Consider the following 11,928-nt stretch of genomic DNA (forward strand, 5'->3'; position numbering starts at 1 on the left):
CATGAAAAAATGGATTATACCAATAGTAATTATTGTATTACTTGTTATTTGGGGAATGAATGTAAACAACAATGTGGTAAACTTAGAAGAAACAGTTACTGAATCATGGGCAAATGTTGAAAGCAGCTATCAGCGAAGAAGTGACCTTATAGGCAATTTAGTAAAAACAGTACAAGGTGCTGCTGATTTTGAAAAGTCAACTTTAACTGAAGTTATTGAAGCCAGAGCTAAAGCCACCTCTACAACTATTGATGCGAGTAATTTAACTGCGGAAAACATGGCTCAATTTCAGCAAGCTCAAAGTGGACTTTCTGGTGCACTATCAAAATTATTAGTTTCGGTAGAACGTTACCCTGAATTAAAAGCCAATCAAAATTTTATAGAACTACAAAGCCAATTAGAAGGTACCGAAAATAGAATTAACGTTGCTCGTGACCGCTTCAATGAAAACGTGAAAATCTATAATAGTAACATCAGACAATTTCCAAGAAATTTAATACTAGGAATTTTAGGGTTTGATACCAAAGCTTACTACCAAGCGGATGCAGGAAGCGAAAATGCTCCAGATGTAAATTTCGATTTTAAATAAAATTTACCATGCCATATATTGAAGATTTCCTAACTACAAAGCAAGAAGAGGAAATCGTTGAAGCAATTCGTATTGCCGAGTGCGATACCTCTGGCGAAATCCGTGTACATATTGAACAAAGTTGTGATATAGATGTTTTCGAGCGTGCGCAAGACGTTTTTCATATTCTTAAAATGGATAACACCAAGCAACTAAATGGTGTATTATTATATGTGGCTGTTGATAATAAATCCTTTGTTATTATTGGTGATCATGGTATTAACAATGCGGTTAATACTGATTTTTGGAATTCCACACGAGATAAAATTGCCATTCAATTTAAATCTAGTAATTTTAAACAAGGCATAATAGATGGCGTAACTGAAGCTGGTAAAGTACTATCTAAATATTTCCCCTGGGAGCATGGTGATAGAGATGAACTAGATAATACAATATCAAAGGGCTAATGCAACAAATAAAGCATTTTATTTTTAAGTTAATCTTCTTGCTTTGTTTTGGAAGCACATTTGTTGTTTTTGCACAATACAATATTCCGCCAATACCAGAATTTCCGACAAGTATTTATGATGAAATTGGTTTATTAACCCCTTCTCAAAAAAATAGTTTAGAACAAAAATTAATTCGTTATTCTGATACCACTTCAACACAAATTGTTATTGCTACTATTAGCTCTACTAAAGGAGAATACATTAACTATTTAGGAACACAATGGGCAGAAAAATGGGGAATTGGAGATGCAGAGAAAGATAATGGTATTTTTATTCTTCTTGCAAAAGATGATCGTAAAATAGGCATCAATACTGGTAAAGGCGTAGAACACTTGCTCACTGATGCCATGAGTAAACGAATTATTGAGCGAGACATTATTCCTTATTTTAAACAAAATGATTATTACGGAGGACTCAATAGAGCCACAGACGCTATTTTCGAAGTCATGAATGGTGAATACCAAGGCACAAGAGAAAATGATGTCCGCTTTCCGTTTGAGATTTTTATTTTCCTATTCATAATATTTGTCATTTTTATCATTGCTATTTCTAAAAGTCGCGGTGGTGGAAGAGGTGGTAATAGAGGTAATCGCAATAATGACGATGCAAGAAGTATTCTTGAAGCCATAATTCTAAGTAATATGGGTCGTGGAAGCTATTCTAGAAGATCATCTTCTGGCGGTGGTTTTGGCGGAGGTTTTGGTGGTAGCTCTTCTAGCGGAGGCGGATTTGGTGGTGGCTTTGGAGGGGGAAGTTTTGGTGGCGGAGGTGCTTCTGGTGGCTGGTAATATTAAGGTTCCCTATACTTTTAAGGTAAACATCTCTTAATCAAAAAAGAAAAAATCACCTTCTTTTGTTTCCCCTTTAGAGCCTAAACTGTTAAACTTATAACTGAAGCTTAGCATAAAATACTGTCTTAAAACTGTGCTCTGTGAATCTTCTATATAATCTTGTGTAGCAATACGTCTGGCATTTGTATTTTGATTTAATAAATCATAGACCTTTAATGTTAGTAAACCTTTATCTTTTAGCACAGAATATGCCAATGTAGAATTCCAGAACCATGCACTCTTCTGAAAACCATCTGCGACATTAGGATTATAATTAAAACTGATGTCATTTCTCCATTCTAACTTTTCAGGTAAAAATGTAGCAGTTCTAAGTCCGGCAGAATGCGTAGTAAAATTTCTATCCTCAAAAGCACCAATATCAAAGGCATTATTAGTAAAATTTAAACGATAATATGGTTTAAAATCAATGACTTTATTCCATAGAAATTCCAATCCAAGATTTGGCGATATTGTAGAAATTTGACTAGAATATTGTACATCATTATTAAAGTTGATTCTATTATTATAGTTATATCGCGCTCCAATCCTAAATTTAAAAGTGCGTAAAGTATCTATTTTAAAATCTTTACTGTAATTTGTTGACACACCATAAGAATAATTACCATCTACGTTGTCGTAAGTAGTGACTCTTTTTAAGGTTTCCGGATCTACAACAGTTTTTGCAATCACCTGATCATTAGAAATATTACCATTAAAATTAGCATAAAACCCTGTCCGTTTTTGCCAATCAAATCCACTATAACCTCCATAAAACCTATGTCTATTAGTTGGAGATAAGTTAGGGTTACCAACAACAATATTAAGTGGATTAGACACATCCTCAAACGCTTGTAATTGTCTTATACCTGGTGGACTATTAGTTAATCTATAACCCAAATAGACATTTGCCTTTGGACTGAATCGGTAATTAAAATTATATCTTGCCTGAATGTTTTTAAAAGTACGCTCTACATTAAATTGTGGTCTTAGTAAATCTTTGTTATTTAAGGTTCTGATATTGTACCCAAGTCTTAGCCAAGTTGACCATTTATCACCTCTGTACGTTAAACCAACTTCAGGAATAGACTGTGTATCTGCGTATTCAAAATCTGTACTTAACTCTGTATTAAAATCAGTAAAATCCTGATTTGAATCATTAAAATCGAATGTGCTCTGCCTATTTTTAGATTTGTCTAAATCATAGCTATACCTAATGTCTGTAAAGAACTTTTTTGCTATTATAGGGTAGCGATACCTTAGCTCTGTTGACACTCCGTAGCTGTTATTTTCGCCATCAGTAAACTGGTTTCTAATTATGGTCTCAGGATTATTACCAAAGATTTCGGTATCAGAATTAATAAAATCATCACTCTCTTGTTGGTTGACACTATTTTCTAATAGTAACCTTACAAATGCACCTCGACTCCCAAAGCGTTTAGTAGCAGTTATTTCGTTATTAAATTCTCTTGCAAAACTCTCTACGTTTGAGTTTACAAGTGATTGGTTGGTTAAAACAAGGGCTTCATCCAAGGTTTCATCTTCGCTCGTAAATAAAGTCCTATTCTGAGAATAACTAAAGGATGGCTCTATATTAATCTGAAAAGTGGAGTCTGTTTCAATTTCAAAATCTAAGTTAAAGTTATGACTTTCAGTATCATTTTCTGATTGTGAATTAGAATTACTGAAGAAACGAGAGTCAGCTAAAATAGTTTCTCGTTCTGATGAAGACTCGTTTTCCGAACTACTTGAGGCATAAAAATAATCACTACTTATTTCTGTGTTCTCTCCAATAACATCAGCATAATTTACACCTCCATTTTGGGAGGTTGTAATCCCTTGACCACCACCAAAAGATCTGCCCCCAATTGCAAAAGAACCATTACCGCTAAAACTAATACCTCCTCCTCTTCCAAACATTTTAGAAATCTCACCAAAACTAAATCCTGGTGAATTGGTATTATTCCCTCCCGTAAGTACACTAATCCGCCTATCGTTATCAAAGAAATTTATCATTCCAGCAAATTCATAACGATCATCAGTACCTGCACCTGCAGCAACTCTTCCAAAAACACCTTTATTATTTTCTTCTTTTATAGTAAGATTAATGGTTTTATTTTCCTTATCACCTTCTTCTCCAGTAAAAGCCTCAGCCTTTGTTTTAGTGTCCACCACCTGAATTTTGTCAATAATATCCTTAGTTAAGTTTTTAGTTGTAATACTGGTGTCATTACCAAAGAACGGTTTTCCGTTTACCAAAATCTTATTGACACTCTTGCCGTTAACTGTAATACTTCCTTCATCATCTACTTCAACTCCAGGTAATAATTTTAGCAAATCTTCTACAGTAGCATCCTTTTTAGTTTTAAAAGATTTTACATTAAATTCTAAGGTATCCTTCTTTATAGTAACTGGCGCAGTAGATTTTACTAAAACTTCATCGAGTTCATTATCTAATTTCATTTTGATAGTGCTTAAATCAATTTTTTCTCTATCAATTGCTAATTGCTTCAAATACGTTTTGTAACCCACATACGAAATGTATAAATTTAAGTTTTTATCATAAGTAGAACTTTTAAGTTTAAATTTTCCTTCTTTATCCGATATTGTATAAGAAACAACAGTACTATCCTTTATGCGTTCTAAGTATATAGTTGCAGACTGAATAGGACTATTACTACCTTCTTCGACAAGTGTTCCTGTAATTTCAAATGATTTTTCTTGTGAGAATAAGGAAAAACATGATGAAAGCATGAAAATAAAAAACAGTTTCTTCATTAATTTTGATTGATGATTTAAAATTTAATTCTGAAATAGGATTAGAGTCTAAGGAAATGTCTATTAAGTTATTTTATTCATCTGAGTCTTCTAAAATAAATAACTCTTCTACTGGTATTTTAAATAGCTTAGCTATTTTAATCGCTAATAATGTCGAAGGTATATACTTTCCTTTTTCGATAGCATTTATAGATTGTCTGCTTACACCAATTTTTTCAGCTAAATCTCTTTGGGTAAGATTGTGTCTTGCTCGTTCTATTTTAATATTATTCTTCATTATAATTATACCCTCGACTTTAAAAAATTGAACCTTGCAATAAAAAAGAGTAAAGGCGTAAACATATTATAGACTAGAACATTAAAAAATGATAAATTATAAACAAACACGATTGCAAGCATTAAAATCAAGTAATTAAATATCATAGCCCAAACAAAAGAATCTTTCCTAAGTTTGTAAATAAATTCATCCTCTACTTTTTCTCTCGAAAAACTGACTAATAGGCCACCAATAATAATAAACAAGGCTATAATCTCATCCAAAATACTGTTTTCTATAATCTTAAAAAATTGTCCATTTTGATTTGAAAGAAATGAGTTGTCATCATAGAGAGCCAAGACTTTAACCTGTAATATATCCGATTCAAAATCTGAAGCAATTAAAAACATTCCGCCTATTATTCCAGAAATTAATAATAGCCAGCCTGGAATTTTATATTTGTTTGGCAATAAATAATTAGGTTCCATAATTTCTCAATTTGAATTTATTATCAAAAGTAAATAAAAATTTACAAAAAGTAAAGTTTACTTTACTAAATGTAATATTTAATTGCTTTTAAAATTTAAATTGACATATATAGAATTATTTATTATTAATAAATTCTAACGCTTCAACGTAAAGTGTCCTCTAAATGTTCTACCATCAGCTAGCCTAGCAACAAACCAGTAGTCATCCATTGGTAATAATTTACCACTATAGTGTCCATCCCAACTTGGCTTATTCTCATTAAGAATGGTAATTAGCTTACCATAACGATCAAAAATAGTTATTGAGGCAGTTATAGGAAACTGAGGATAAAATCCTGAAATTTGCCACGTGTCATTTTCTCCATCTCCATTTGGTGTAAAGAATTTGGGAAAGCCCAAAACGGAAATATCTTCTGAAACTATACCGCAATTATTTTTTATATCCTTGACAAAAACTGTACGAATGCCTGCGCTAACATTTGTGAATATGTTTGACTCTTGATAAACTCCATTTTCATAATCTAAAGCATATCTGTAATCACCTTCACCAGAAACTAAAACCGTAATAGAGTTATTCTCCGATACATCTGTTACTTCTATCGTTTCAAAAATTGCAGTACTAGATGGCAAAACTGTAATCGTCCGCTGATTAGAGCATCCAAATGGTTTTGTAACGACTACAGAATATATTCCTGGTTCATTAACTTCGATTTCCATTGTTGTTTCTCCAGTAGACCAATTGTAATAATAGGTATTTGGCGTATCATCTATGATGCCACCATACAGTGTAATCTTCTCAGGGAATTCGTTTAAACAATAATAAACTGTTTCATTATCAGCAAGATTAGGCAGTAACTCTACTATTAAGTGAACTTCCGCTATACTATAACAATCACCATTTCTTTCTAACCTAGCAAATATGGTTTGATTATAAGGTTCAATATTAGTATAACTATTACCTAACTGATCTTCTTGAAGTAATGCCTTATTATAGGTTTCATAAAAGCCAAGTATTGAAATATCTGCTGACTCACCGTTGAGAATCTGTGCGTTAGCTGATGTTAAATCAAAGTTGACAAGACCTGTTTCCTCTAAATTGTCACATACCGTTAAACTTGCACTATTTGGATTATTAGTATTTACAGATAATAAGACTTCAGCCGTAATGCTACAATCAGTTAATGTATTTGTTACTAATGCAAAAATAGTCTGACTATTATATTGATTTGAATAGTTTTCATCATTTAATGGAATAACAGAATCTGAAGTTTCAAAAAACTGGACGCTTATATTATCCAAACCGTCTGTCACAATTACATCGTTGTATGCGCTTAAGTTGAAATTAGAAATACCATCCATTACCTCATCTTCACATTGATTAATTACAATATCAATGACATTTGGAATTGGATTTACAGTTACTGTAAATGGAGATTTGATAGCGCTATTTATACAACCATTTACAATGGGTTGCAACCAATATGTTGTTGTCTCACTTATATTTACATTGTAATTTAACCCAGTATGTATTGGTACTAATGAAGTTGAAGACTCGTACCACCACATATCATTCGTTGTTGCCTCTATCGCAAGTGTTATTTCGCTAGGTCCACAAAGTGATATATTGTTACTTAAAAGTCGAGGCATCAAAATTGTACTACTTGCAGACAAATTAATTTCAGGTTCATTTGGCATGCCACCAAATTCTACGATATACCCTTGAGGATGATAGTCGCTATTTGGATTTGTACTGCCTGTATTTGACAAATCGTTCCAAGACCCTAAAATACCTACAGTAGGTGCCGTTATATGCGCATAATCTTCTTCACCTAAATTATTGGGTTCATTAGTATTCCAAAAAGAATATGCATTATTTGGCGCACTTCCATTAACTGCTCCTTGCCAAAAAACCTGTCCTGCTTCTGGTCCTGTAACCCATTTCCAAGTTCCCTCCGTTTCTGAATCAGAGCCACCAATCCAACCAGTGCCCGCACTTTGTTCTCCAGCCAACTGAGATTCCTCTTCTGTAGTTATAGTTGCTAAATAACCTTGTAAGCCAAAATAAGTCTGTGAAGCAGCAAGATTTCTTGCTTCTACCCAAGTAATTCCAACGCTAGCTTCGTAGATATAGTAATGTCCTGTACTCGGTAAATAATTAGCATCACTCAAGTTGATTGAAAACTGTCTATCTTGAGTAAAAACCATTTGTGTTGTTTGAAAAAACACGTTCTCAACGGCATACTCAAACTCTGAAAATGTTGCAGGTCCTGAAAGCGTTAAGAGTGCTTCAGAAGCATTCCAAGTGGAAGTTATATTTGGATGAACACCTCCTAAGGTCAGCATATCTTGCCCAAATACATATCCTTCAGCAATTTGGACAAAAATTTCAGATAATAAAGTATCTTCTGGATTTGGATCTGAGATGGTAGCAGACGTAACTATCAACATTGGAAAATCAGAAGCAATACATCTGTTGACCCTCAACACTTATTTGTGGTGGCTGATTCTGTGAAAACGTTTCAAATTGACACACCAATAACAATAGTGCAACCAAAGTGTACTTGTTTTTTTTCATAGCAAATAAAAATACTATTTTTTTCGCATATACACACTTACAGGTACACCTGTGAAATCGAAATGATCTCTTAGTTGATTTTCTAAAAAACGTTTATAAGGTTCTTTTACATATTGTGGTAAATTACAGAAAAATGCAAATTGTGGTTGTGGAGTTGGCAACTGCATAATGTACTTTATTTTTACAAATTTACCTTTGTAAGCTGGAGGTGGTTGATGCTCAATAATAGGTAACAAAGTGTCATTTAGCACACTAGTTTTGATGCGCTTAGCTCTGTTCTTATATACCTCAACAGCGGTTTCTATCGCTTTAAAAATTCTTTGTTTATTTAACACCGAAATAAACACTATGGGCACATCTGTGAAGGGAGCAATTTGTTCTCTAATATGTTTTTCAAATGCTTTTGCTGTTTTGGTATCTTTCTCAACTAAATCCCACTTATTTACAAGAATGACAATTCCTTTTCTATTGCGTTCCGCTAACCAAAATATATTTTGTACCTGACCATCGAAACCACGAGTAGCATCCAAAACAAGCATACAAACATCACAATGTTCAATCGCTCTGACGCTTCGCATTACAGAGTAAAATTCTAAATCTTCTTTGACTTTAGATTTACGACGAATACCTGCTGTATCAACTAAATTAAATTCAAATCCAAAACGGTTGTATTTTGTATCAATAGAATCTCTCGTTGTACCTGCAATATCAGTAACAATATAACGCTCTTCACCTATTAACGCATTAATGAAAGATGATTTCCCAGCATTTGGTCTTCCAACTACAGCAAAACGTGGTAATTCTTCTTCTTCAACTTCTTCCTTTTCTGGTAAGGCTTCAACTACAGCATCTAAAAGATCACCCGTTCCACTTCCATTGATGCTCGCTACGGTATAATAATCCCCAAGTCCTAAAGCGTAAAATTCTACAGCATCTTCTGCTCGCTTATTGTTATCGACTTTATTTACAACTAAAAAAACTGGCTTATCTATTTTTCTTAGCAGTTTAGCTACTTCTTCGTCCATACCAGTAACTCCGGTTTCAACATCAACCATAAAAATAATGGCATCTGCTTCATCAATCGCAAGTTCTACCTGCTTATCAATTTCGGCTTCAAAAACATCATCACTACCAACAACGTAGCCACCTGTATCAATCAATGAAAACTCTTTACCGTTCCAGTCCGTTTTCCCATAGTGACGATCTCTTGTAACACCACTCACCGCATCAACTATCGCCTCTCGTCTTTTAATTAAACGATTAAAAAATGTCGATTTTCCAACATTAGGTCTACCTACTATGGCTACTATGCTACTCATTGTTTTTATTTAAGGCTACAAAGATAGTACTTACTCTTTAGTTATAAGGAACAATCGATTAATTTTCATTGTGGACAAATAAAACGATTAACTTACTTTTAAACCCAAATAAATACGACGTAATCATTGTTAATATCCTGTTGATAAGAAGTAGGAATTTAGAAACTATAGCCCATATTTTTAGTAATTTTAATCCATATATATTCAATCACGTTTTTGGTGGTTTTCTAATCAGTTAGAAGTACACTTCCTACAAGAATAAAGACCCTTTCTAGAGAAGTTATAACCATGTTAAAAAAACAATAAACTGAATTCATTAGGTTTATTAAGTGATTGATGATTTAAAAACATTAAAAGGGAATGGGGAAATTTTTTACACTTTTTATAATTTTAGTTTTAAGCTCAAAACTTGCAACAGCTCAACAAAATATTATAGAGCACTCCATTAAAAAAGGTGAAAGTGTTTATTCAATCTCGAGAACATACGGAGTAAGTATGACTGCTATTTTTAGATTAAATCCAGGTTCTGAAGATATTATATATGCTGGTAGAACATTAAGAGTTCCACAATCTAACCCGCCTAATGCATCAAACAATACCGTAATTAGTGAATCTCAAATCTCTAATTATGAGGTAAAACGTGGAGAGACCAAATCCGGACTTTCAAGACGATTCGGTGTTAGTATTGCCATGTTAGAGCAGCAAAATCCTCACATAGTAAGAATGCTGCAAGCTGGTCATATTATTAATTTAGACAAAACGATTAAAGAAGAACCACGCCAAGCAAGAGAAGGTGAGCATATCGTGGTAAAAGGTGAAACGCTTTGGGGAATTGCTAGACGAAATGGCATTAGTGTACAGCTTTTAACAGCTGCAAATGCTAATCAGTTATCTGAATTTCTTCAAATAGGACAAACTTTAGTAATACCAGATAAAAATTCAGATTTACCAATTGCTGGAGAATATTTAGTAAAACGTGGTGACACAAAATTTGAATTAGCTAGACGCTTTAATATGAGCATTGCTGAACTTGAAGCTAAAAACCCTCATATTATCGATATGCTAATGGCTGGTCATAAGCTTAATGTTGATAACACAGTAGCAACTGTAGATACGAGCATCAGTAACGAAATTACAGATACTAATGAAGTTACAGATACACAAATAGATCCTACAAATACTGCAGAAGACACAACAGATGGACGTTACGTAGACTACGTAATTCAGCCAAAAGAAACTCTATTTAGCTTGTCTAGAAAAGCTGGTATGACTATAGATCAACTAACCACATTAAATCCAAAACTATTGACTGCTGTAAATGTTGGTGCTGTTATTAAAATGCCAATAGATCCAACACAAAACAATATAGATTCTAATTCCTTTTCAACAAATTCTTCAAATCAAGTAGATGAAATTGAAACCAATAGAAATGCTGCTTTGTTTGCTAATTTAGACACTTCTAACACAAATGGTTTATACTTTTATACCCCTTTCTCTGGTAATGAACTCAGCTCACCAGAATTAAGGCAAAAGATGCTTAATAATAATGATAATTATGAAAAGTATCTTGACTTTTTTCAAGGTTCTCAAATGGCAATAGATTCTGCCTTAGCTTTAAATTTAAATTTCGATATTACCTTAATAAAGGAGAGTGATGTAGAATCAAAATTAAAGATTGAAAGTACATATAGAAAGAACGCCATTCTTGTTCCTTTTTTAGAAAACCGCTCACGTTTCCCTGAGCTAGAATCTAATGAAGTAATTTCTATTATTGACATAAGTTCTAACATAAGTTCTGTTGAAAATAGTATTATTTACAAAGCAATCCCTTCGGAGAACTTTCAAAAAACTAAAACCTTAAATTACATAGCTAGTCAAGATTCTCAAATTATTGTAGTTAGTGATTTAGAAGAAGCTAGAAATAAAGATCTAATTGTAAATACTATTCCAGAGGCAAAATTTTTACAAGTTGATAATGCTGGATTCTTCAAAGACAATGAGCTAGAATTAGCACTAAAAAAAGATAGACTTAATTATATTGTTTTAGATAGCGAAAAAACTATTGTTTTTCTAAACTCCACTACTACATTAATGAGTAAACTATCAGATTATAGTATTCAATTGGTTTTGATTGACGATTCACTAATACCCAAGCAAAGTGAAGTATCAGATTTAAGGTATAAAGTTTTAAAATTAATTTTTCCAACCAATATGGATCAAAATAACAGTAAGGTTAAGTCTGATTTTAAAAATAATTATGAAGCTTTATTCAACAAAAAGCCTTCAAAACATGCTATCTTAGGTTTCGATATCACTTTAGATGTCTTATTAAGACTTTCTCAGAATTCATCATTTAAAAATACTATAGAAACAATAACATCAGAGCACCCTCACTTAAAATTTGAATACAAAAAAACAAACGATATAAATTATTCTAACACAGGCCTTTATTTATTGCAATATGATTCTATTAAAGGCTTAATTGAACTTGATTAACAAACTTGAATGGTTAGATATAACATCCAACAAAACTGTTAAATTTTTATTTTGCTAAGTCAATGCGATTTACATATATTTGTTTCCCCTCATCACGCGATTTAGCAAGAAC

Annotated in this window: 9 protein-coding genes; 4 read left to right on the forward strand and 5 right to left on the reverse strand. The window is 32.8% G+C overall.

Annotation, left to right across the window (positions count from 1 at the left end; genetic code table 11):
• Position 1 precedes the first annotated feature (1 nt).
• The 3 genes from SJY34_RS07245 to SJY34_RS07255 are packed head-to-tail and all read left to right on the forward strand — an operon-like array spanning position 2 to position 1,865.
• A complete protein-coding gene (locus SJY34_RS07245) occupies positions 2-589 on the forward strand; it encodes a LemA family protein (protein WP_400080675.1) in 588 nt (195 codons plus the stop codon).
• Positions 590-597: 8 nt separating this feature from the next.
• On the forward strand, positions 598-1,035 hold the full coding sequence (locus tag SJY34_RS07250; RefSeq protein WP_400080677.1) for a TPM domain-containing protein: 438 nt from the start codon (positions 598-600) through the stop codon (positions 1,033-1,035).
• Complete coding sequence (locus SJY34_RS07255; protein ID WP_400080680.1) at positions 1,035-1,865, forward strand: TPM domain-containing protein; 831 nt, start codon at positions 1,035-1,037, stop codon at positions 1,863-1,865. The genes SJY34_RS07250 and SJY34_RS07255 overlap by 1 nt, the downstream gene beginning before the upstream one ends.
• A 36-nt stretch (positions 1,866-1,901) precedes the next feature.
• Here SJY34_RS07255 and SJY34_RS07260 read toward each other — a convergent pair whose 3' ends face one another.
• The 5 genes from SJY34_RS07260 to der all read right to left on the reverse strand — a co-directional run bounded on the left by SJY34_RS07260 (position 1,902) and on the right by der (position 9,320).
• Positions 1,902-4,682 (reverse strand): outer membrane beta-barrel protein, encoded by a 2,781-nt coding sequence (locus SJY34_RS07260; RefSeq protein ID WP_400080683.1) that lies wholly within the window; start codon positions 4,680-4,682, stop codon positions 1,902-1,904.
• Positions 4,683-4,755: 73 nt separating this feature from the next.
• On the reverse strand, positions 4,756-4,959 hold the full coding sequence (locus SJY34_RS07265; RefSeq protein ID WP_400080685.1) for a helix-turn-helix transcriptional regulator: 204 nt from the start codon (positions 4,957-4,959) through the stop codon (positions 4,756-4,758).
• A 5-nt stretch (positions 4,960-4,964) separates the two neighbouring features.
• Positions 4,965-5,426 (reverse strand): hypothetical protein, encoded by a 462-nt coding sequence (locus tag SJY34_RS07270; RefSeq protein WP_400080687.1) that lies wholly within the window; start codon positions 5,424-5,426, stop codon positions 4,965-4,967.
• A gap of 135 nt (positions 5,427-5,561) precedes the next feature.
• Positions 5,562-7,874, reverse strand: coding sequence for a T9SS type B sorting domain-containing protein (locus tag SJY34_RS07275; RefSeq protein ID WP_400080689.1), 2,313 nt, complete (start codon positions 7,872-7,874; stop codon positions 5,562-5,564).
• A gap of 141 nt (positions 7,875-8,015) precedes the next feature.
• A complete protein-coding gene (gene der / locus SJY34_RS07280; protein ID WP_400080692.1) occupies positions 8,016-9,320 on the reverse strand; it encodes a ribosome biogenesis GTPase Der in 1,305 nt (434 codons plus the stop codon).
• Between the two features lie 360 nt (positions 9,321-9,680).
• Here der and SJY34_RS07285 point away from each other — a divergent pair, with 360 nt between their 5' ends.
• Entirely contained in the window at positions 9,681-11,816 is a 2,136-nt protein-coding gene (locus SJY34_RS07285) for a LysM peptidoglycan-binding domain-containing protein (RefSeq protein WP_400080695.1), read from the forward strand.
• Positions 11,817-11,928: the final 112 nt, after the last annotated feature.

The organism is Winogradskyella sp. R77965, assembly GCF_044594915.1.
GTDB lineage: Bacteria > Bacteroidota > Bacteroidia > Flavobacteriales > Flavobacteriaceae > Winogradskyella.